General features: G+C 39.9%; 19 protein-coding genes and 1 tRNA gene. 6 read left to right on the forward strand and 14 right to left on the reverse strand.

Going from position 1 to position 23937, the window contains the following annotated elements; genetic code table 11:
* Positions 1-28: 28 nt before the first annotated feature.
* The 14 genes from PSM_RS08050 to PSM_RS08110 all read right to left on the reverse strand — a co-directional run bounded on the left by PSM_RS08050 (position 29) and on the right by PSM_RS08110 (position 20978).
* Entirely contained in the window at positions 29-4870 is a 4842-nt protein-coding gene (locus PSM_RS08050; protein ID WP_013465030.1) for an NAD-glutamate dehydrogenase, read from the reverse strand.
* 210 nt (positions 4871-5080) lie between these two features.
* Entirely contained in the window at positions 5081-7402 is a 2322-nt protein-coding gene (locus PSM_RS08055; RefSeq protein WP_013465031.1) for an efflux RND transporter permease subunit, read from the reverse strand.
* Positions 7402-8397, reverse strand: coding sequence for a WD40/YVTN/BNR-like repeat-containing protein (locus PSM_RS08060; protein ID WP_013465032.1), 996 nt, complete (start codon positions 8395-8397; stop codon positions 7402-7404). Before PSM_RS08060 ends, PSM_RS08055 begins: the two co-directional genes overlap by 1 nt.
* Positions 8398-8521: 124 nt before the next feature.
* Positions 8522-9886: a DUF1329 domain-containing protein gene (locus tag PSM_RS08065; protein ID WP_013465033.1), complete on the reverse strand. Its 1365-nt coding sequence runs from the start codon at positions 9884-9886 to the stop codon at positions 8522-8524.
* 13 nt (positions 9887-9899) lie between these two features.
* The gene (locus PSM_RS08070; protein ID WP_013465034.1) at positions 9900-11996 is read right to left on the reverse strand and encodes a DUF1302 domain-containing protein; all 2097 of its coding nucleotides are present in this window, start codon (positions 11994-11996) and stop codon (positions 9900-9902) included.
* Between the two features lie 253 nt (positions 11997-12249).
* A complete protein-coding gene (locus PSM_RS18385; RefSeq protein WP_016900377.1) occupies positions 12250-12471 on the reverse strand; it encodes a DUF2835 family protein in 222 nt (73 codons plus the stop codon).
* Positions 12472-12474: 3 nt separating this feature from the next.
* Positions 12475-15069, reverse strand: coding sequence for an aminopeptidase N (pepN, locus tag PSM_RS08075; RefSeq protein ID WP_013465036.1), 2595 nt, complete (start codon positions 15067-15069; stop codon positions 12475-12477).
* Positions 15070-15119: 50 nt separating this feature from the next.
* Positions 15120-16604 (reverse strand): Na+/H+ antiporter NhaC, encoded by a 1485-nt coding sequence (gene nhaC, locus PSM_RS08080; RefSeq protein WP_013465037.1) that lies wholly within the window; start codon positions 16602-16604, stop codon positions 15120-15122.
* 157 nt (positions 16605-16761) lie between these two features.
* Entirely contained in the window at positions 16762-18786 is a 2025-nt protein-coding gene (gene prc / locus PSM_RS08085; protein ID WP_013465038.1) for a carboxy terminal-processing peptidase, read from the reverse strand.
* 27 nt (positions 18787-18813) lie between these two features.
* The gene (gene proQ, locus PSM_RS08090; RefSeq protein ID WP_008112041.1) at positions 18814-19452 is read right to left on the reverse strand and encodes an RNA chaperone ProQ; all 639 of its coding nucleotides are present in this window, start codon (positions 19450-19452) and stop codon (positions 18814-18816) included.
* Positions 19453-19468: 16 nt separating this feature from the next.
* Positions 19469-19747 carry a hypothetical protein gene (locus tag PSM_RS08095; RefSeq protein WP_008112039.1) on the reverse strand — a complete coding sequence of 93 codons (279 nt, stop codon included), beginning with the start codon at positions 19745-19747 and terminating at the stop codon, positions 19469-19471.
* Positions 19747-20205: a GAF domain-containing protein gene (locus PSM_RS08100; RefSeq protein WP_013465039.1), complete on the reverse strand. Its 459-nt coding sequence runs from the start codon at positions 20203-20205 to the stop codon at positions 19747-19749. The genes PSM_RS08095 and PSM_RS08100 overlap by 1 nt, the downstream gene beginning before the upstream one ends.
* Before the next feature lie 127 nt (positions 20206-20332).
* Complete coding sequence (locus PSM_RS08105) at positions 20333-20713, reverse strand: hypothetical protein (RefSeq protein WP_008112036.1); 381 nt, start codon at positions 20711-20713, stop codon at positions 20333-20335.
* 174 nt (positions 20714-20887) lie between these two features.
* A tRNA-Ser gene (locus PSM_RS08110) sits at positions 20888-20978 on the reverse strand.
* Between the two features lie 252 nt (positions 20979-21230).
* Between PSM_RS08110 and PSM_RS08115 the strand changes: the two genes are divergently transcribed.
* Genes PSM_RS08115 through PSM_RS08140 form a run of 6 tightly spaced genes read left to right on the forward strand, consistent with a single transcriptional unit; the run spans position 21231 to position 23931 of the window.
* Entirely contained in the window at positions 21231-21896 is a 666-nt protein-coding gene (locus tag PSM_RS08115; RefSeq protein WP_008112034.1) for a Bax inhibitor-1/YccA family protein, read from the forward strand.
* 55 nt (positions 21897-21951) lie between these two features.
* Positions 21952-22305, forward strand: a complete 354-nt coding sequence (gene tusD, locus PSM_RS08120; RefSeq protein ID WP_013465040.1) for a sulfurtransferase complex subunit TusD — start codon at positions 21952-21954, stop codon at positions 22303-22305.
* Positions 22302-22658: a sulfurtransferase complex subunit TusC gene (gene tusC / locus PSM_RS08125; RefSeq protein WP_008112028.1), complete on the forward strand. Its 357-nt coding sequence runs from the start codon at positions 22302-22304 to the stop codon at positions 22656-22658. Before tusD ends, tusC begins: the two co-directional genes overlap by 4 nt.
* Positions 22655-22921, forward strand: coding sequence for a DsrH/TusB family sulfur metabolism protein (locus PSM_RS08130; protein ID WP_016900381.1), 267 nt, complete (start codon positions 22655-22657; stop codon positions 22919-22921). Before tusC ends, PSM_RS08130 begins: the two co-directional genes overlap by 4 nt.
* A gap of 3 nt (positions 22922-22924) precedes the next feature.
* The gene (locus PSM_RS08135) at positions 22925-23254 is read left to right on the forward strand and encodes a TusE/DsrC/DsvC family sulfur relay protein (RefSeq protein WP_008112024.1); all 330 of its coding nucleotides are present in this window, start codon (positions 22925-22927) and stop codon (positions 23252-23254) included.
* On the forward strand, positions 23254-23931 hold the full coding sequence (locus tag PSM_RS08140) for an rRNA large subunit pseudouridine synthase E (RefSeq protein ID WP_013465042.1): 678 nt from the start codon (positions 23254-23256) through the stop codon (positions 23929-23931). Before PSM_RS08135 ends, PSM_RS08140 begins: the two co-directional genes overlap by 1 nt.
* Positions 23932-23937: the final 6 nt, after the last annotated feature.

Below are 23937 nucleotides of genomic sequence, written 5' to 3' on the forward strand. Positions count from 1 at the left end.
ACGATTAATTTTAATCAGTTGCAGTTTATTACTTTGCAGAGGTATCACAGTTGTGGCCTAGTAACATAAGCTCTCTAAGTGCAACTGAGAATTTTGCAAAGTCATGACTTTGCGATGTTTTAAATTCAGTTAGCATTTGTTTCCAGCGCTGTAACAACAGATCTTGGCTATCCATCCACTGTTCAATTTGGCCATCAACATCACTACTATCACCTTCAAAGCTGTTTAACACTACTTCAGATAATGTACGTTGTTGCCAATCTAACTCTTCACGATATGAAGCACGCGCAAGTGCTTGCCAATGGTTTGAAACAGGTTGATTAGTAATTTGGTCTAAGAACCAATGTAGCCCCATTTGCGCACCAAGTTTGAAGTAAGTGTGCGATACCATATCGATTTTACGATTAGAGTTTTGCGCAATTTGTGTCAAGTCCATTACAGAGAACAAGCTTGATAACGATACAATACGCTGAGCAATCTCAACCGGAACACCGCTTTGCGTTAGCTCTTCACGTGCACTTTCTATACGATCGCTTTCTGTTTTCACGATGTATTTAGTTAAGTTTTCACTTAAATCGGCAAACGTTGGTGCAAATGCTTCAATTGATTGCTCAATGGTTTGTGCTTTCGTACGATGACGTAAGAACCAACGAGTTGCACGACGAACAGTACGACGTAACTGGTACAACATTTCTGTTTGTACGTTAGACGGTATCTTGTTATCTAAATCACTAATCGATAACCAAGTGTCACGCATTTGGAATATTTCACTTGCGATTGAATAACATAATGCAATCTCAGCTTCGTTTGCACCTGTTTCTTCATTCATACGCACCATAAAGTTTAAGCCCATATCGTTAACAATATTATTTGCTAACTTAGTGGCAATGATCTCTTTGCGTAGTGGGTGATTATTCATAGCATCGTTAAACTTCTCACGTAATGGACGTGGGAATGATTTAACCAATAACTGACGATAGTAAGGGTTTTCGGTAATTTCGTCGGTTACTAATGACTCTTTAAGAACCATTTTCGCATAAGAGACCAACACTGAAAGCTCAGGACGTGTTAAATCTCTGCCTGCGGCAGCACGCTCTGCTAACTCCTCATCCGTCGGAATAAACTCAATCGTACGGTCTAATTTGCCCTCTTTTTCAAGCGCATGAATAAAACGAATTTTTTCTTTAAGCGTTGAAGTCCCTTTTGATTGGGTAATCGATAAAGTGTGTGTTTGACGATAACAGTCTTTAAGCACTAATTCAGATACTTCGTCGGTCATTGAGTAAAGTAACTCATCACGTTGCTTACGTGTTAAATCACCTTCGGCAACTAAACCATTAAGTAAGATTTTAATGTTTACTTCGTTATCTGAACACGCAACACCGCCTACGTTATCGATAAAGTCAGTATTAACACGGCCACCTTTAGCTGCAAATTCAATACGACCTAACTGGGTTGCCCCTAAGTTACCGCCTTCGCCAAAGACTTTAGCGCCAAGGTCTTTACCATTAATGCGCAGTGCATCGTTTGCACGGTCCCCTACATCCGCATCTGTTTCTTTAGAGTGCTTAATGTATGTACCAATACCGCCATTCCACAATAAATCAAACTCCATCATAAGTGAGGCTTTGATCAATTCATTAGGCGTCATGCTGGCTTTTTTAGTGCCCAACATTTTTTTCATTTCTGGGCTTAGCGTAATCGACTTGGCTGCACGAGAGAACACACCACCGCCGCTTGAAATTAACTCTTTGTTGTAATCTTCCCATGATGAACGTGGCAAATTAAATAAACGCTCGCGCTCTGGGTAAGAAGCAGCTGCATTAGGGTTTGGATCCACAAAAATATGTAAGTGGTTAAACGCCACTTGCAAACGAATGTGCTTTGATAACAACATACCATTACCAAATACATCACCGGCCATGTCACCAATGGCAACGGCAGTAAAGTCTGTGGTTTGACAGTTAATATCCATTTCACGGAAATGACGCTTAACAGACTCCCATGCACCACGCGCAGTAATACCCATTTTCTTATGGTCGTAACCTACTGAACCACCTGATGCAAACGCATCACCTAGCCAGAAGTTATATTCGATTGCGATACCGTTCGCAATATCAGAGAAAGTCGCAGTTCCTTTGTCCGCTGCAACCACTAGGTATGCATCGTCTTCATCATGACGAGTAACATCAACAGCAGGTACAACTTCGCCGCGCTCAATATTATCTGTGATATCTAATAAGCCACGAATGAAGATTTTGTAACATTCTTGGCCTTCTTTGATAAACGCTTCGCGCTCACTAGGCAGTTGTTTACATACAAAGCCACCTTTTGAACCAACCGGTACAATTACGGTGTTTTTAACCTGCTGCGCTTTTACCAAGCCCAAAACTTCAGTACGGAAGTCTTCACGACGGTCTGACCAACGTAGGCCACCACGCGCAACTTTACCAAAGCGTAAATGCACACCTTCAACACGCGGCGAGTAAACGAAAATCTCAAACGCAGGCACAGGCAGTGGTACTTCTGGAATTAAACTTGGTTGAATTTTAAGTGAAATGTATGACTTAAACTTACCTTCAGCATCTTTTTGGAAGTAGTTTGTACGCAGCGTTGCAACAATCATATCAACGTATAAACGGATAATACGGTCATCATCAAGATTCGCTACGTTTTCTAACTCTGCATAAATTTCTAAGCCTAGTTTTTCAAGTGTTTTAGCACTTGCAGGACTTTTAACTGAGAATTTTTTAGCAAATAAATTAACGATTTTAGCCGCGATGTGTGGGTAATTAGCAAAGGTACTTTCGATGTACGTTTGCGAGAAAGTAACCCCAATTTGGCGCATGTATTTAGCGTACGCACGTAAAATTGATGCTTCGCGACCGGTTAACCCACCCATTAACACTAAACGGTTAAAACCATCGTTTTCTAAACGATTTGCCCACACACTGGTTAGTGCGGCACGAAAACGTGCGGAAATTTTATCAAAATCGGCCATCCCTTTGCTATCAATCAGCATTGAGAAGTCCATGATCCAATTAATGCCACCATCACTGGTTTTAACTGAGTAAGGTGTTTCACCTACAACACGTAAACCAAAGTTTTCCAGCATTGGCATCACATCTGATAAGTGAATTGGCTCATCTTTGTGGAATAAGCTTAAACGAACAATATTGCTGCTCGCCTCTTCTTGTGGACGATAAAACAACATCTCAAGTTTGTTGTCATCGTTTAGCATTTCTAGCTTTTCAATATCAACAACAGCGGCACTTGGAAGTACTTCTTCTTTGTATGAACGTGCAAAAGCGTTGCAGTATTTACGGTTTAATTCGTTACCACGTGCTTCACCAGCAGATTCTAGTAAGGCTGATTGGAGTTTATCTTCCCAGGTACGAGCGGCTTCTATTAGATTATTTTCTATGTCTTTCACGTTATATTCAATATTGTTATCGGTCACACGAACGGTGTAATGAGTACGCGCCAGTGTTGACTCTGAGAAATAGGTAGTAAATTCGACTTTAACGTCAGAATTAAATGCATTTGCTAAAATAGCCTGCGTTTCGCGGCGCAGCGCCGTGTTATAACGTTCACGTGGTACATACACCATACAAGATAGGAAGCGACCGTATGCATCTTTGCGAACAAATAAACGACACATATCGCGTTCTTGAATTTGTAACACGCCCATAGCAACTTCAAGTAGCTCATGTTCGCGAGCTTGCACTAATTCGTCACGTGGGTAGGTTTCTAAGATGTTTAATACCGCTTTGTATGCATGTGTACCCTTAGCAAAATCACACATATCCATAATGCGATTAATCTTGCTTTTAAGAACTGGGACATCAGCAGCGCTGTTATTATAAAAGTTAGATGAGAATAAACCTATAAAACGGTCTTCACCAATCACATTACCTTTGTCATCAAAACGCTTAACACCCACATAATCAATATAGGCTGGGCGATGAACTCGAGATAATGAATTGGTTTTTGTTAAAATTAATAAGTTACTACTACGTGCTTCTTGACGAGCCACTTCAGGTAACTCAGAAAGCAAACGTGTATGCTCAGCATCTGAGTTTTTCATTAACCCTAAGCTGGTATCCATTTTACCTTTTAATTGATAATCACCTTGGACTGGCGAAAGCTCATATTGGCGGTAACCCATTAATGTAAAGTTGTCTTTTACTAGCCAATCTAAGAACTCAACGGTTTCATTTATTTCGTTATCATTTTTATCTTTGTGGCTTTTAGGTAAGCTTTTGCTAACTGCGATTAGTTTTTCGCGAATAGGCTGCCAATCTTCAACCGCAACCGATACATCAACGAGTACAGATTCAAGTTCTTTTTTGAAAGACTCAATAACAGTAGCATCTGTTTGACGGTCAATTTCTATGAAGAATACTGTTTTTGTTGATGTTGATTCTTGCTCTGCTTTTAAGCTTGATAACCCTGATATTTTATCGTTTTTATCACGTTGAATTTTCAGTGGGCTATGTAGAAGTAAGTGAGAGGCAATGTTTTCTCGTGTCATGGCCATACGCACAGAGTCAACTAAAAATGGCATATCTTTAGCAATGATCTCTACAATGGTATGCGATGACTGCCAGCCATCTTTTGCCACTTCAGGGTTGAAAACGCGAATAACTGCGTCATCTGATGTATTTTTTTCTAGCGAATTCCAAAGGCTAAGTGCAGCACCATATAAGTCACTGTCGTTGCGATTTGCCAAATCCTCTTTAGACATATTGCTGTACAAGGCTTTGGCGAATTTCTCAACGAGTAACACATTATCAGCGCGAACTTTTTTCTGGATAAGCTTACAGACGTTATCTAAAATAACCGAGGCTTGGCCTTCATTTCGTGTCATTGTATGTTCCTTAATCTATCACTGCTAGTTTAGCAGAGTATTTGTACAGCCATTTATTAGCGTGGAGTCAGTTAAATTCTAACCCTTTTGAAACTAATAAACAGCCTTTTCGATGAAAACATTTTAAGCATTTCAGCTATTTGGTCATCTATTCACAAAATATAGATATAAATGGCCATTACTGGCCATTTTGGAGCAAATTTATTCACCTTATTTTTTCTGGTCAGTCCAGAGCAAGCTGCCAATTGCAGGTAAAAGTAACACTGCGCCCAACATATTTACTAAAAACATGAAGGTAAGCAGAATTCCCATATCAACTTGGAACTTCAAATCAGAAAAAATCCACGTACTTACACCAATCGCTAATGTAATACCGGTAAATAACACCGCACTACCACGTTCAACTAATGCATTACGATAAGCAATACTCAATGGTACGTTTTGTTTTAACTGCCCCATCATCGATGACAAAATATAAATACCGTAATCAACACCAATACCTACACCCAGAGCAATCACTGGTAACGTTGAAACAGTCAGACCAATCTCAAGCTGTACCATCAGTGCTTGTGCAAGGGTTGATACTATGTACAAGGGTAATACCACCGCAATTGTTGCTTTTACACTCTTAAAACTAAGTAAGCATAAAATAATAACCGCACCGTAAACATAGAGCATCATGGGTATTTGTGCTGCTGAAACAGATTCATTCGTTGCAGCCATAACACCAACTGGCCCTGATGCCAATTTGAAAGCAAGCTTGTCTGTGCCCTCTTCATCAGCAAATTGTTTTACTTTTGCAATCACGTTATCAATTGTTTGTGCTTTGTGATCGTCTAAAAAAATAATCACCGGCATTACCGAGCAATCACCGTTTAATAACCCTGTGCTTGTTTCCACACGTGACGTTGATTGCACTAAGCTGGCAGAATTGCGCGGCAAACTTTGCCACTTTAAATTGCCCTCGTTGTAACCGGCATTGACTGATTGTGCCACTGAACTTAAGCTCACTGCTGACTGCACACCTGCTAAGTTTTCAACTTTATATTGAAAACGCGATATACGTTCCATTACATCGTGCTCTGTACAGGCCGCAGGGTATGCTTCCACAATCACTTTTAAAATATCAGACGAAATGGTGTATTTGTCCGATATTAAAAAGGTATCTTGGTTGTAACGTGCATCTTGGTGCAACGATGGCGCACCTGCGTGTAAATCACCGATTCGCATTTTATCCGCTTGCCAATAGCCCAGTGCAAATAAAACCAAGGTAAAACCTATGATCATTTTTGCTGTTTTTGGGTCAGTTGCTTTAACTAATAAATCGCGCATTGCATCGAGTATATTCGGTTTGTTGGCATCACCCGATTGAATATGGATGCTGTTTTCAAAACGCATATACGATGCCCATACAGGCAATAAAATAAGATTAGTAAATATAATAACAGCCACCCCTAAACTTGCTGTAATAGCCAGTTCACGAATGATGCCGATATCTATAGTTAAAAGTGTTAAAAAGCCAACCGTATCTGATAACAACGCAATCCCACCTGGTACCAGCAAAGCTCTAAAGCTAGATTGACAACATACGGCGGTCGTTTTGCCCTCAGTGACTTTTTTACCAATGGCGTTGATCATCTGCACACCGTGACTTACGCCAATAGCGAAGACTAAAAATGGCACTAAGATAGACATAGGATCAAGACCGAAGCCTAAGCTAGAAAGCAATCCTAACTGCCAAATAACGGCAATAATAGAACACACAATCGGTAAAATAGTGAGTTTCAAGCTGCCACAAAATAGCCATACCATGACGAATGTAAACGCAATCGCGATGGCAAAAAATAAAACAACCCCTTTTGCACCTTCAGCGATATCGCCAGCCATTTTTGCAAAACCGATAATATGAATACTGATATTATCAGTACTTAAAGGTTCACGAATTTCGGTTTCTAATTTTTTTGCAAAAGCGAGAGTGTCTAATTTTTCTTGTGTTTGCGGATCAGTCTCTAACAGTTGGGCGGTGACCATGGCACACGAATAATCGCTTGCTATCATACGACCAACTACTTTTGCCTTTTCAATATTTTCTTTTACAACGCCTAACCCTTGCTTGTCTGCTTTAAAGTTAGCTGGAATGATAGGGCCACCGGCAAAACCGTCTTCAACGACTTCAACAAAACGGGCACTGGGTGAAAAGATAGAATTTACTAAAGGACGATTTACCCCAGGAATAAAATAAAGCTGATCGTGCACTGCTTTTAATTGGGTAAAAAATTCAGGATTGAAAATATCTCCGCTGTCGTCACATACGGAAATTAAAATACTATTTGCACCACCAAACTGTTTCTCATGTTTAGTGTATACCTTCATGTATTCATGATTGAGCGGAATATTTTTATTAAATGACGCATCAAGTTGAATCTGTGTTGCTTTAAAAACCAATAAACAGGTGATCAACACAAAACTTATGAGCACCACTAAGCGGTGTCTAAAAATCGCTTTTTCTAAAAAATCTAAAATTGCTTGCATTAAGGGGTCAACTCCTTCACTTTAATGCCATTTTCTGTCGCCAGAATAAGTCTATCTTTAACAATTACACCATCAAGTATTGCCTTACCATCGGCCAATTGCTCGTATGACAACTCATCATCTTTTAGATGAAAAATAACACCGCTATTAGCCAGTAATAGCCATTGTTTATTGTTGTAGTTGATAATGCTATTAATAGTGGCGGTTTTGTCATTTTCTAAATGCTGCCATTGTCCACTGTCGGTTTTATTTACGAAAATATTACCGCGTAGCCCTGCGACGATTTGTTGCGATGAATCAGAAGCAAAACCAAAAAACGAGCCAGGGTAAATTTCATCTAAACGTTGCCAAGTTTGGCCATCGTCATCACTTTTTGCCATTAAGCCCATCTCACCGACCAGCATTAAACCCGTGCTAGTCGGTTCTATGCGGTTAAAATGTGGCAAAATAGACGAAGTTTCTATTTCATACCCTTCGGGATCGGTTTGTTTTAAATCGTTTAAGTACGCTCTATCTTCACTAAATAACAGTGAATCTAAAAAACGTTTTTGCCAATGTTCGCCGCCATCACTGGTTTGATAAAACATACCGTAGGCGCCCACGGCATAACCATGTAAATCGTCTTTAAAATAAATATCTAAACAGGGTTTATCAAGTGAGGGCTTTGCTTGTTGTAACTGCCAGTTTTCACCACCGTCGGTGGTATTTATAATTGTGGCGTCATGTCCACATGCCCAGCCGTGAGAATCATTAGTAAATTCAACCGCCGTTAGTAATACTTGTGTAGGCACTGATTGTGCTTGTTGCCAATTGTTACCATCAACACTTTTAATGACCGTACCGTGCTTACCCACAGCAATGAGCCCTGCTGAGGTTTGTGTGATATCGGTAAGGAGTGCTTTATCTGCATTAATCGCGCTAATCGCACTTAAAGGTGCGTCTTGTGCAAAACTCGCACCGCTTAGGATCAGGCTGGCATAAACCAAATACTTCATAAATTAAATTCGCCTTGAACTGAGGATTTGTTTGTCTGTTATAAAGAGGAAAACCTGTGCGTTAATAGACAAACGCGATGTGAAAGAAAAAAGGCACCTAGGAAACTAGGTGCCTGCTTTTATACTATCTGCCAGCGCGACGTAAAGCGCTCGATGTGAACTCATTATCATTAAATGACTGAGAAAAATCATACATCTTTTCTTGGTTATCTAAACCAATGGCTAAGTAGCGACGTGAGTTAAGGTCGTGGTAAACCTCAAGCGTACTCCACTGAGTCGGTACTTCGTAGTAGTTAAGGCCATAAGCCATTGCTACACGATACAGTTGGTCGCGATTATCGTAAATATCGGTAACATGTACTTGCCAGCTGTCTTCATCAATGTAGAACACACGTTTTTTATAAATATGGCGCGTGTCATCTTTTAAGTTTGCTTCAACAACCCACACACGGTGTTTTTCATAACGTGTATGCTCTGGGTTGATGTGGCCCGGCTTTAAAATATCATCATAGGTTAGCTTATCACTATGAAGCTTGTAGCTATTGTATGGGATGTAAAGCTCTTGCTTGCCTTTTAGCGTCCAGTTATAACGATTTGGTGAGCCGTTAAACATGTCAAAATCATCGGTAGTACGTAAGCTATCTGCTGCTGTACCCGGAGCATCATACGCTACATTAGGTGCACGACGAACACGACGCTGACCTGAATTATACGTCCACGCTTGACGTGGTGTTAATATTTGATCCATGGTTTCATGTACTAACAATGCCGTACCTGCCAAACGTGCTGGCTCTGTCACTTGCTGTTTAAACTTAAACAAAATATTAGAGTCTTGCAGCTCAGCAGGCGTTGCACTTGGATCAGAATATTTAACTAATAGTTGCTCATCAAAGCCAACATAGTTGTACGACCCCGATGCCGTTGGCGCTGCTTGACCACCAAAGCGCTCAATTGATTGACCACGATAGCGAAGTAAATGGTTCCAAATTGCTTCTAAACCCGTTTTAGGAATTGGAAATGGAATACCAATTGCTGTGTTCTTAATGCCGTTACCGCCTTCAACTAATTCAGCTGTAGTAGCAAATTTCTTTGTCGCATCGTATACAAACTGTGGGTATGATGCTGAACGACGTGTTTTGTAAATAGGCATTTTAAACGTATCTGGGTACGCTTCAAATAATGCTATTTGCCCAGGGCTTAAATTTTCTTTGTACTTATCAATATTGCTTTTATCTATAGTAAACAATACTTTATCGGTTGCATAAGGGTCTAAGTGGTGCATACCCGGTTCATAACCTGCTGGAGCAGCAGTAATACCGCCATTCCATGCTGGGATTGAGCCATCAGCATTCGCTGCTTTTTCCGCACCAATTGGGCTTAAGTCTTTACCAAGGCGCGCAGCCTCTTCTGGGCTAATTTTAGCCAGCGCTGCGTGGCTTGCAAACAAACTACAAAACGCTGTAGCAAGGAGGGTAGGTTTTTTAATCATAATAATGTTACCCCTAGATAGAATATTTTAAGTTAAAAGAAATGTAATCTCGGTCAGAGAAAGTGTTGGTGTCGCCACCACCCCAAAATGAGTTGTAACTTACATCCAAAGACCATGCATTTTGGTAATTAAAGCTCATAGTTGCACCTAATGACTTACGATCTTCAATGAATAAGAACATTGGATCTGGCGTGTTACCATTTACATCATGCGAGAACACAAAACGAGGTGAGAAGTTAATACCATTGTAAATATTAAAGTAATCACCTTTGGCAATTAAGCGATAACCCCAAGACGACGCCGTAGCAAACGATTTTTGCTCAGGTCCATTAGATAATGCCATATGTAGTGAAGAGTAATCTGAACTACCAGGGCCTTGCATGATACCGCTTCGACCAGTACCAGACACATTCAAGCGCATTTCATCGTATTCAGGCATATTGTTGATGCGAACACCACCAATTTCACCGACAACTGCCCAGCTATCAGCACCTAATGAAGGGCCGAATAAATGCGTTGCCGTAAACTGTAGCTGTGAAGTATTACGTTCAATGTAACCTTTAGCCAGCTCGCCTGGACCTACAACACTTGCAGCATCACCTTTACTCATTTGCGAAATACCCGCAAATTCAGGGCGTAAGCCGGCAATCGCTAATTGCTCAGGCATAGCTGCATAAAGTAATTCTACGTCATCGATTTGTAATGGTTCGTCTTCACGAAAAGTAAACTCACCAGCAAACGCTGTTTCACCAAGTGAAGTGTTAAAGCTTAAACCGTAAAGTTTAATATCTTCAGGGTATTCGTTTGTCGCTTTAGCAAATGCTTTTAAATCAGATACGTTATCAGAGGTAATTTCTGTGGTGGCAATCATCGCTAAATCTTGTTGTATTGATGCTTGCGTGAAATTAGATACGCGACCTGAAATAAGTGGACGACGGCTATGGTAATTTACATGGTAAAGTGCCACTTCTGTATCGTTCCACTCGGGTAAGAACATGCCTAAGCGTAAACCATATTGGCCGCCATCATCTGGCTCTGTTTTGCCATCGTAGCCTTTGCCTTTTAGCGCGACCTTGGTCGGGTACGCTAAGTACATATTTGCCAATAGCTCTTGGCCAGCTGAGCTTGATGGGTCAATACCTTGGCTTGCAGCCACTTGGCCATAAGTTGCCATCAGGTTATTCAAGTTATCTGTTAAAAACGCTAAGTCAATATCAGGATTTGAGGTAAAACCAAGCTGTACATTTTGTTGATAACCGTTTTCAGCCGCAAAATCATTGGTAGAAAAATAAGTCCCTGCTGCTGGTAAACGTGTTTCATGCCATTGGTATTGATAAAAGCCCTCTAAGGTCATGTTTTCTGTAAGCCCTAATGAGGCCCACAACATACCAACCGGAATAAACGCTTCTTTTAGTTCAGCACCTGGTGCTTTTAATCGGTCAATATCAACCGGGTTTACGTTAATACCATGAGAGATTAATGTACTTTCCCCCCAGTTAACCACTTGTTGACCAACTCGAATAGAAAGCGGGTTTTTGCCTTCATTTAAATCAAAGTTTGCCCACACATACGCATCAAGTAAACGAATGTCAGCACAGCTTTGCTCTTTAGTATCATCATCATCACACGGATCTACACCCTGACCTGATGTTGGATTAACGTAGGCACGATCGCCGTCCATTAATTCAAAATCATAAAAGTACATAAAACGAGTAAATAAGCCGTAGTTATCTTTACTTATTGATAGATCATGCGTGCCTTTTAATAGCTTTGAAAAAGTTTCGCCGCTATCAAAGTTTAAATCGCCTGCATCACCATTATTTGAGTAAGAGCCCGGTTGAGCCCAGACATCTTGAGATGAATAAATTGTATTGATTGCTGGGTTATAACCTGTCCAATCAAATGATGGGTTATTACTTTTACCAATGAGGTTAAAGTCACGGTCTTCTACGCGAATACTTTGCCCATAAGAAAAAGTAGAGTCGAAAGCGATATCAAAACCGCCTACCTCAAATGTTGCAGCCTGTGTCTGTGCTGCTGATAAACCGATAGCCGCAGCTGTTAAGCCGAGTACTATTTTATTTTTAACAAAAAGCGATCTTCTTATCATTTTGGTTCCCCCCTGTCGCGGGTATTTTTTGTGTGATCAAGTTATTGTTTTTAGTGTAATCGTAACGATAGAAGCGAATTAAACAAATTACAAATGGTCGCCTTCAATCAGTTATAAGTTTTTTATTTGTTTAACGTTTACGTATTGGTAAGACGTCATACCAGATAATTTATACACGTAAATTAACAATAGAACAAATCGAAATTAACAAAAAGGCAATATTTGTGTATATCTATATCACAAAAAACAACAGCTAGGCTACTCGTTCGAGACGGATGAACTTGTTTTCATTACTTAAAATAAGTCTAAACCGACCACGAATACCTAAACTAGACATGAAGGGCCGAAGATAATGCGCAGCAAAACGAATTGTTTTGCCGCTATCAGCTGTTACTTGAATTGAGCTATACCGGCCATGGTAATAATCCATGCACTCGTTATAGCTCAAATTTATATAAAAATAATGTTCTATCATGATTTATTGTAAAGCTTTTTCAACCTTTTCAAATAAATCATCGCTTAAACCTTCTAAATTCGAAAGGCGCTCTAATTGCGCTTTCATTGCAATTGCACGGGTTTCATCATAGCGGCGCCATGACATAAACGGCGTTAACATACGTGATGCATTTTGCGGGTTAATCGCATTAAGCTTAATTAATAAATCGCCAAGTAATGTATAACCTTGACCATCTAAGCGATGAAATTGTGCGGTATTAAAGTGCGAAAAACTTCCCACTAATGCACGAACTCGATTCGGATTTGAAAAATCAAAACATGGATGTGTATACAAGGCCTTAATTTTCTCAATGGCATCATCAGCGCTGTTCATTGCTTGTAAAGCAAACCATTTATCCATTACTAGCACATCATGGCGCCATTGGCTGTCAAAATGCGCAAGTAATTGATTTGATAATGGGTGCGCAGCTTTAACTACACTGCTCAAAGCACCAAGCACATTAGTCATATTTGTTGATGCTGCTGCCTGCTCAATTAAGCTTGCCGCCTTAGCACTGTCTGTTTTTGCTAAATAGTGCAAGCAAAGTTGTTTTAAAGCGCGAATAGCCACCGCTTTGGCACTCACACTACCATCATCGGTGATTGCCTGATAACAACTTAAAAACTCAGTATGTAGTTGTTTGGCAATTTGTTGTTCGAATAGCTCAATATTGGCAATAATGTCATCAACCGGAATAACGTCAAACTCCGCAGCTAAAGTATCAAAACTAGGCAGTTTTAAGAGTTCAGCAATCAGCGCTAAATCACCCTCTCGTTGCGATATTAGCACCCTAAGTGCATCAATAACGGCATCGCTTAGTGGTGTATTACTAGCTGAAATAACGTTTGCCTTGAGTGCATTAATAAACAATTGTTGTTGTGCATCCCAGCGTGAAAAGTCACTGCGTGCAAAACGCATAATATGTAATAAATCAGCTTCAGTGATCTGTTGATTCAAAATACACGGTGCTGAAAAATCTTCTAGCAATACGGCGGTTGGACTGTGTTCAATATTATCAAAATGAAATGTTTGTTTAGCTTGAGTAACATTTAATACGCTATCAACCTTTTTACCTTGGTATTGCAATGCAATACTTTGGCCTTGCTGATCTAAAAGTTCAATCGCAAAAGGAATATGTAACATCGCATTATCAGGCTGATTCAGGGGCGCAAGTTGCTCTATAGTGAGCGTGAAGATTTGTGCACTTTCATCATACGCTTTGGTAACGTTTAAACGTGGTGTCCCACACTGATTATACCAACGCTTAAATTGTGATAAATCAATTGATGATGCATCACTCATTGCCGTAACAAAATCATCGCAGGTAACCGCTTGGCCATCATGACGCTGAAAATACAGTGTCATGCCTTTTTGAAAATTTTCCTCACCCAACAATGTATGCATCATACGAATAACTTCAGCCCCTTTGTCATACACTGTAACGGTGTAAAAGTTATTCATTTCGATGACTTTTTCTGGGCGTATTGGGTGTGCCATTGGGCCGGCATCTTCGCTAAATTGATGAGTGCGCATCACTTTTACCGCGTCAATTCTATTTAGCGCACGAGAGCCTAAATCACTGCTAAACTCTTGATCTCTAAATACCGTTAAACCTTCTTTTAAAGACAGCTGAAACCAATCACGACAAGTTACACGATTTCCGGTCCAGTTATGAAAGTACTCGTGGCCAACTATAGACTCAATGGTGTGGTAATCTTTATCGGTTGCCGTTTCTTGATTTGCCAGCACACATTTGCTGTTGAAAATGTTTAACCCTTTATTTTCCATTGCTCCCATATTGAAGAAATCAACGGCAACAATCATATAAATATCAAGGTCATACTCTAAATTAAAACGTGACTCATCCCAAGCCATCGCTTTTTTAAGCGACGTCATAGCATGCTCTGTTTTAGGTAAGTTTCCTTTATCGACAAATAACGCTAGGGTGACATCCTTACCACTGCGGGTAGTGTATTTATCGTGTAAAACATCAAAGTCCCCTGCCACTAGAGCAAACAAATAACTCGGCTTTTTGAACGGATCTTGCCATTTTACAAAATGGCGTCCATCTTGCGTTTCACCACTGTCCACTTGGTTACCATTAGAGAGCAAATGCGGAAATGCCGTATCGGCAATAATAGTGACATCAAAAGTTGAAAGTACATCAGGACGATCCATGTAGTAGGTTATTTTTCTAAACCCTTGCGCTTCACATTGAGTACAATAAGCGCCTCCCGATAAGTACAATCCCTCAAGTGATGTGTTTGTTTGCGGTGAAGTTTGCGTCACTATGCTTAACTGACATTCATCAGGCAGATTATTAATGATTAATTGCTGATTTATAATTTTATAATCTGTGAGCTCTGCACCGTCAATCGATAAAGAGATCAAAGTTAAGTCAATGCCATCTAATACCAGGGGGGCATTTGAATCACCCACGCGTTTAAGCGTTAATAAAGCATTTACTTGAGTCGTTAATGGCTGTAAGTCGAAAGTAAGCTCAGTATGCTCGATTGAAAAATCGGGGGCTTTATAGTCTTTTAAATATTCTGCTTGAGGTTTTTGTAGTTCAGTCATGATCACTCCAAAAAAATAGCCCCTTTTAGTGATAAAAGGAGCTACTTAAATTAAGCCGTTTGCTTAGGCTTGATACGCAGTATCTTAATACCTAAGTAAGCATAAATAACGGCTAAGAAAGGATTTATAAGGTTGAAAAATGCATAAAGTGCATAATCAAACGGATTGATTAATAGGACACTTTGCATATACGCACCACAGGTATTCCATGGTATGAGCGGGCTGGTAATTGTGCCACCATCTTCTAGTGTGCGTGACAAATTAACCGGCTTTAACCCGCGCTTTTTATATTCTTCTTTAAACATACGCCCGGGTACAACAATAGCAATATACTGATCGGCTGCGATAATATTGGTACCAATACAGGTAGCAATAGTTGAAGCAATTAATGAACCGGTACTTTTTGCGATTTTAAGAATACTTTTAACAAATATATCAAGTAGACCCGTTTTTTCCATAATCGCACCAAACATAAGTGCCGTCATGATCAACCATGTGGTTGTTAGCATGCCTGACATGCCACCGCCACTGAGCAAAGAGTCCATTTTTTCATCACCGGTACTAATAGTAAAACCGTCAAAAAAGGTGGTCCAAACCAGTTTAAAGTAACCAACAAACTCACCTTGAGTCATATCTATTTGGTTAGCAATCAAATCAGATTGAAATAACAATGCCCATACAGCCCCTATTACAGCACCAATAGAAATAGCCGGAAACGCTGGCATTTTTCTTATTGCTAAAACTAGTAACACGATTAAAGGCACCAACATTTCTAAACCAATATTAAAGTTTTGTTGAAGAATTGATGTTATTTCATCAATTTGACCCGACTCGCCTGCCGCGGTGGCATTGAACCCCATAAATACAAAAATGATTAATGCAATCACAAAGCTTGGAACAGTTGTCCATAACATATGGTGAATGTGTTCAAATAAATCAGCACCAGCAACAGCCGGTGCTAAATTGGTTGTTTCTGACAATGGGCTAAGCTTGTCGCCAAAGTAAGCGCCTGATATAACTGCACCGGCGGTAACTGTCGGCTCTAGGCCAAGTCCAGAAGCAACGCCAAGTAATGCGACACCTATGGTCGCTGCCGTGGTCCACGAACTACCAATACTCATTGCTACAATGCCACAAATTAAACAACTCGCGGCGTAAAACCAGCTAGGGTTGATAATTTGTAAGCCGTAATAAATTAAGGTCGGAACCGTTCCTGATAATAACCAAGTTCCGATAAGTGCCCCCACCATGAGTAGAATTAAAATAGCGCTAAGAGATAAGGTAATTCCCTCAATCATTGCATCTTCTAATTTTTTCCATGTGTAGCCATTTTTTAAACCAATTAGTGCTGCAGCGAATGTTGCAAACAACAAGGCAATTTGATTGGGACCTGACGATGAGTCATCACCAAATAAGTACACAGCGGCACCTAATAAACAAATTAATACAGCAATTGGAATGAGTGCATCAAAAAACGAGGCACTTTTTAGTGGTTTTTCTTCAATGGGCTTCAAAATATAGACTCCTACACACATTCGATGCATGTTGATTATTTTTATTAGCACGTACGCGCATTTATTGAGCACTATTGCTCTAGCTCAACTTTTGGTAATCCGCGATTATAACAATTTAGCAAATTATCGATAGTAAAAAAGGCGCCTAGGCGCCTTTTTTTACAAAGTGAAGCTGAATTTAGCGCTTAGCTACGCGACCATATTTGATATAATCTTGCGTAATAAGAGCAGCTTCTTCAAGAAATGGGTCAAGCTCTTCAATTACCTCAGGCACATCATCCAAGTTTTCTACAGGTTGTTTGCCTAAACGCTTTAAACGCTCGTTAGTGCGTGCTAGTGCTCGCGCTTCATTTTCTTCTTTTTCTTTAATGCGCTTTTTCTCGACTAAAGAAATTGTTTTACGATCTTTTTCTTCGTTGTAACGAGCGATATCCTCAAACACATAATTAAATTCAGGTTCAGTTTTAATTCGCTCATTGTGCTGTTTTTCAAGCACATTTATAACAGGATTTAAACGCCCTATTTGCTTATACTTCGCTTGTACTATGCTATCCCATGGTAGTGCATTATCTTGCTTACTTTCCCCCCACTCAGCAGGGTCAATAGCCGATGGGAACGTAATATCTGGGATCACCCCTTTATGCTGTGTACTACCACCATTAATGCGGTAAAACTTTGCAATTGTATATTGCACACTACCTAATGGATTATCGTATAAGTCATAAGCACGCGCTAAACCTTTATGCTGCTGCACAGTGCCTTTACCAAAGGTTTGTTCACCTATGATAACTGCGCGGCCATAGTCTTGCATTGCCGCTGCAAATATTTCAGATGCAGACGCGCTGTATCTATCAACAAGTACCGTCAGTGGACCATCATAGTAGGTAATGCCATCACGATCTTTTTGCTCTTCAATGCGATTATTTAATGTATGAATTTGTACCACTGGGCCTTGATCAAAAAACAAGCCTGACAATTGCGTCGCTTCATATAGCGAACCACCGCCATTTTGACGTAGGTCTATAATAATACCGTCAACTTTTTGCTCTTTTAATTTAGCAAGTTCTACTTTTACATCTTTAGAAAGGTTGTTGTAAAAGCCAGGGATTTCGATTACCCCTATTTTACTAGTCAGATCTGAATAGCTGGCTTCAAATACTTCTGATTTTGCTGCTCGGTCTTCCAGACGAATTTTATCACGGGTTATCTCAACTACCTTTGGCGTACCGTGAGCATCTGCACCCTTTAAATATTGTAAACGTACTTTCGTGCCTTTAGGACCTTTTATAAGATCAACCACGTCATCTAAACGCCAACCAATAACATCAACAAACTCTTCGCCCTCTTGAGCCACACCAATAATGCGATCATCGGCTTTAATTTGCTCAGATTTGTCTGCAGGGCCTCCTGGAACTAGACTACGAATAACCGTGTAGTCTTCATCAGGCGTTAATACTGCGCCAATCCCCTCAAGCTCTAAGTCCATGTCCATTTTAAATTGTTCAGCACGACGAGGTGACAAGTATGAAGTATGCGCTTCAATACTGCGTGCTAGCGAGTTCATTACAATTTGAAATGCGTCTTCAGATTTTGACTGAACAAGGCGTTTTTCTGCGTTTTTATAGCGCTTAGTCAACACCTCTTTAATGCCTGGCCAATCTTTGCCAGTCATTTTTAAACGCAGTGCATCATATTTTACCCGTTCGCGCCAAATTTCATCAAGCTCAGCTTGGGTAGTTGCCCACGGTGCATCTTCGCGGTCATAAAAATATTCATCTTCTTCGTCAAACGTCATTTCGTTTTCAAGTAGCGACAGTGAAAATTCATAACGTTCAAAACGGCGTTTAAGGCTTAAGTTGAAAATATCAAACGTAAACCCTAACTGACCGCTAAGCAGCGCGTTATCAAAACGGTTACGATATTGCTCAAATGAGTCTACATCGCTTTTTAAAAACACGCTTTTATTAAAATCAAGGGATTCGATGTAACGATCAAATACTTTACTCGAAAGCTCATCGTTAAATCGAACGGGTGTGTAATGTGAACGAGTAAATAGATTAGCCACTCGTTTGCTGGCTGTACCGTGCTGACTTTCTTGTTTTAACAAGGGTAAGTCTTCTAATGTTACCGGCTCTACTGCAGCAAATAACGAACCTGAAAACAGCGCAGCAACTAACGGAATGAGCGTAAACTTTTTACTCATACACAACTCCTTAATTTTTTTCGCAACTTAAATAATGTATAAGCTGTCGGCTTTGGTTTTTACTTGCATACCTGTCACTAGTTCAACGTGAACATCGTCTTTGTTTACTTCAGTGATTACTGCATTAACAAGTGCTTGGCCAAGTTTAACTTTAACCTTGTTATTAACCTTGACCTCGCCTGCAGGTAAAGGTTCAACTTTTCCTGAACGCTTAGGCGCAGCGGCTTTGGCAGGTTTTGCTGCAGCTGATGGATTTTTAGCTGAATGCGCTGGCTTCTTCTTAAAAGATTTTGCATCTGAGTCTTGACGTGGGCGTTGCTGCTTTTTGCGCTTTGCCATTTTAGCACGGCTTTCTTCCAACGCTTTTTGTGCGTGGTCGATATGCTCTTGCTCAACTTTCTCGCCTTGATTTCCGTCAAGATCAATACGGAACTCAGATTTAGTAACCGCTTCAAGATAGCGCCAGTTAGATGTGTATTTTCTAAGTGCTTGGCGTACTTGTGTTTTACTAACTTTTTCAGACCCTTCAATACGCTCAGCGATATCTTTAAAGATACCTACTTTAAGCGGCTGAATGCCTTCTTTTTGTTTAAAACATTGTGGAAATTCTTGGTATAAGAACTCCAATACTTCATTAATATCTTTTAGCTTGTTTGTGGTTTCCATTTTAGAACCTATTTAATCACATCTTTTCATCAAGGGCAGAATCAACATAGTGGATGCTCCAATCAACTAACTCTTCAAAGTCAGTTTCAATCACAGCCATATCACCACGTAAATGTTCCCAAATACCATTTATAATTTCATCAATTGAATCACAGTCTAAATCATCAGGTAGACGATCCCAGGCCATGTGAATCAAATCATTGAGCGTTTCCGCTACATGTTCTTCTTCACCTTCCCAATCACCTACATCTTGAACGGCGAATAGGTAATCTTGAACATTTAGCAAATCTTTCATTACAGGCTAGCCTCTAAGCATTTTACAAGTGCTTCAAGCCCTGCTTGGTCATCAGTATCAAATCGGCCAATACTTGGGCTATCTATATCAAGTACCGCAAATACATGGCCGTTTTTCATGATAGGTACAACTATCTCAGAATTTGACGCCGCATCACAGGCTATATGACCGTCAAACGCATGCACATCTGAAATTAACTGGGTTTGCTCGGTTGCCGCAGCAGTGCCACATACCCCTTTCCCTACCGGAATACGAATACAAGCTGGATTGCCTTGAAATGGACCAAGTACCAATTCTGTCGGTGAATCCATAAAATAAAAGCCCGCCCAATTCACATCTTCTAAAGAAGTAAATAACAGCGCGCTAATATTTGCCATATTGGCAATTATGTTTGATTCACCGCCTATCAGCGATTCAGTTTGCTTAACTAATGACTGGTAAAAATCGTGCTTTTGCATACCAAACTACTTCTTATTAAACATACAGTAGCTAAAGGTACTCTTTGTCACTAAAAATTGAAACCTTTTGCGGGTAAAAAAAGGAAATTACATGGTTTTACGACACACTTGATTAAATATTCTGCAATTAGCTTTGTACCGATTTACGCAAGCCAAATAAAAACAGTCCTGCAGCAAATCCCGACATCACACTATTGATTAAAAATATCTCGCCAGTAGTCGCACTAAGCAGATAGCTAAAAATAGCGCCACCCAGTAAGCCAAGAGTTAATACCCCAGAATAATTCACCTTAGAATACTTAAACATAAGTAAGTAGCCTGGCACCACAAACGCAGCCATTGTTAACCCTACTATGTGGGCATTAGCAATGGCCGTCATCAATAGTCCTAAAAAGATAGACACCGCGTCACCACGCATAGTCAATGCGTAATATATTCCTAGCATACTGCCGATAATAACAGGAGATAATAATGAAAGTGCGACGCTTTTAGCAAGTTGATGTTTCATAGTAAGAACCTTAAATACACAAGCATAAATCTTATTTCTTAGCATGCCCTAAGAGCTGTAGCTTATAAATAGAGACTATGGTCGTATTTTTTAACTAAATATACTTGGTTTTGAGGTTAGGTATAGCGAAAATTAGACACAAAAAAGCCCGCTAATAAGCGGGCTTTAATATAATGGTGGAGAGATAGGGATTTGAACCCTAGAGGGGCTATAAACCCCTGCCGGTTTTCAAGACCGGTGCATTCGACCACTCTGCCATCTCTCCGCACGGCCTGAATAATAGGGAAACCCATGGGCTTTGTGAAGCTTTTTTTTCAATTATTTGTTCAAGTGATTAAAAAACAACTAATTTGTTTAAACATAAAGCAAAAAGATCGATTCCTATACGCCGAGTGAACTTTTATTTAAATTTAATTGTCTATTGATCTACAAAGGTTTGCCCAAACATATAAGAGTTGGTAATCTAATTTTAGTTAAATTACAGGAACTACTTAGTTTCACTTACAGGAGCTCTACAATGGCATTTAATCAATCGTACAATACTGCAAAGCCGGTAATGTCGACCATTGAAACAAACAAAGTGCTTAAAAACACTTATTTTCTACTTGCAATGACACTTGCATTTAGTGCCGTCACCGCCGGCATTTCAATGGCACTGCAATTACCTTATTTCATGGGACTAGTGTTCACTCTGGTTTCGTTTGGCCTTCTTTTTGTTGTAAACAAAAAAGCCGACACAGCATCTGGTGTATTTTGGGTGTTTGCGTTTACAGGATTAATGGGCGCTGGTTTAGGCCCACTCCTTAATCACTATGCACAATTACCTAATGGCCCTATGCTAATTATGCAAGCGCTAGGTTCTACGGCGTTAATCTTCTTTGGTTTATCTGCTTATGCACTTAACACTAAAAAAGATTTCTCGTTTATGGGTGGTTTTTTAACTGTGGGCTTAATTGTGGTTATCGTGGCAAGTATTGTAAATATTTTCCTAGGTAGCTCTTTAATGTTTATGGTACTAAACGCAGCTGTGGTACTAATCATGTCTGGCCTAATTTTGTTCGATACGAGCAGAATCATTAATGGCGGCGAAACGAATTATATCCGCGCAACGGTTTCTTTATACCTGAGCGTTTATAACTTATTTACGTCTTTACTTGCGTTACTTGGCGCAAATAATGACTAATTAAATAGTTCTGTTAAAATAGCCCCTTTATTGGGGCTTTTTTATTGGAATAGTTTTGGCACGCTTTGTACTTTCTTTACATACTCCACCATCGGATCACGATACCACACAGCGTATTGTTAAATTTGCTCACGCCTGTTTAGCACAAGGGCATACTATTGATGCAATATTTTTATACCAAGATGGTATCTATCATGCTTCTACTCATTTTGAGCTTGCCTCTGATGAGTTAAATTTATCCTCTCTTTGGCAACAGCTAGCCGACAAAAATATTAGTTTAATGCTGTGCGTTACCGCAGCTGAAAAGCGTGGCTTAGATATGCAAAATACTGGTGTATTTGCTGTCGCAGGCCTCGCTGAATTTGCTATGTTAGCCAGTGAAGCAGATAAATGGATACAATTTAAATGATTAATGTACTCGTTATTAGTCAATCAAGCCCATTTGATGACATGCATATTCGCGATGCACTCGATATGACGCTTATTTTTGCCGCAGTTGATCAAAATATAAGTTGGTTGTTTAGCGGTCCTGCGGTGCTAGCTCTTAAAAAAAATCAAAGCCCGAATAGTTTGGGGCTTAAAGATTTTTTTAAAAATATTAAAACCCTAGAAATATATGATGTTGACAATATCTACGTGTGTGAGAAGTCACTCATTGACTACGGTTTAAGTAAAAATGAGCTACTTATTGAAGTAAAAACCGTTAACTTTAATGCCCAAAAACAGTTAATTCAAAATCAGCAGCACGTGGTAACGCTATGAGCACTTTACATATATTTTCAAAACCGCTGAATTACTACAGTGCAAACAGTCTCGATAATCTGATTATGCTAACAGACTCGGTTTTATTAGTGGGTGATGCCTGTTTTGCTAAAGGGCAATACAGACAATTTGCCGATTCGCTTTATATTTTAAAGGACGATGCAGCGGCGCGTGGTATCTCTTTAAATTTGAATGATAAAGCGATTAGCTATGATGAGTTCGTTACGCTTAGCTTATCAACTAAACAATCAATTACTTGGTGATCCATGCTGGAATTTAATAATCAAACAATAGACACAGATAAGCAAGGTTACCTGCTAGATCATACTGATTGGTCTAAAGAATTGGCCGATGTTATTGCACAACATGAAAGCATTATATTAACCGAACAGCATTGGGAAGTTGTTAACTTTGTGCGCGCATTTTATCTAGAATACAACACCAGTCCAGCTATTAGAATGTTAGTCAAAGCGATGGCTAAAGCGCTCGGTGAGGATAAAGGTAATAGCATGTACCTGTATAAGCTTTTTCCGAAGGGACCGGCCAAACAAGCCACTAAAATTGCGGGCTTACCTAAACCTGCACGGTGTATTTAATGAAACACAAAGCTACAAACACGTCATCTTCAACAAGTAAACGCAATACAGGTCGTACATATTCGCGCAGTGCTGTAAAAAAGAGCCCGATAAAAAGAGCAATTAAGCCGCAGATAGCCCAAAGCGATAAAAAAGTTATTTTATTTAACAAACCTTATGATGTCCTTTGCCAATTCACAGACGAGCAAAATAGACAAACACTGGCTAATTTTATTCCTATTAAAGATGTTTATGCTGCGGGTCGCTTAGACAGAGACAGTGAAGGCTTGTTATTATTGACCAATTGCGGGAAATTACAAAATACCTTAACCGCTCCTGGTAAAAAAACCAACAAAACGTACTGGGTACAAGTTGAGGGGGTGCCTACAGAAGCATCTATTGATGCGCTCAGTCAAGGGGTCGAACTCAAAGATGGATTAACCTTACCTGCACAGGTAAAGTTAATCGATGAACCAGCGCTTTGGCCACGCACTCCCCCAGTGAGAGAACGTAAATCAATTCCAACATCTTGGTTGAGTATCACTATAAACGAGGGGAAGAACCGTCAAGTTCGACGAATGACCGCACACATTGGCCACCCAACGTTACGGTTAATTCGCTATAGTATTGGTAAATACACACTCGATGGAATTGAAACAGGTCAATATAAAATCAGTGGGCCACCAACCAACAGTTAATACTTT

This window comes from Pseudoalteromonas sp. SM9913 (assembly GCF_000184065.1).
Taxonomy (GTDB): Bacteria; Pseudomonadota; Gammaproteobacteria; order Enterobacterales; family Alteromonadaceae; genus Pseudoalteromonas; species Pseudoalteromonas tetraodonis.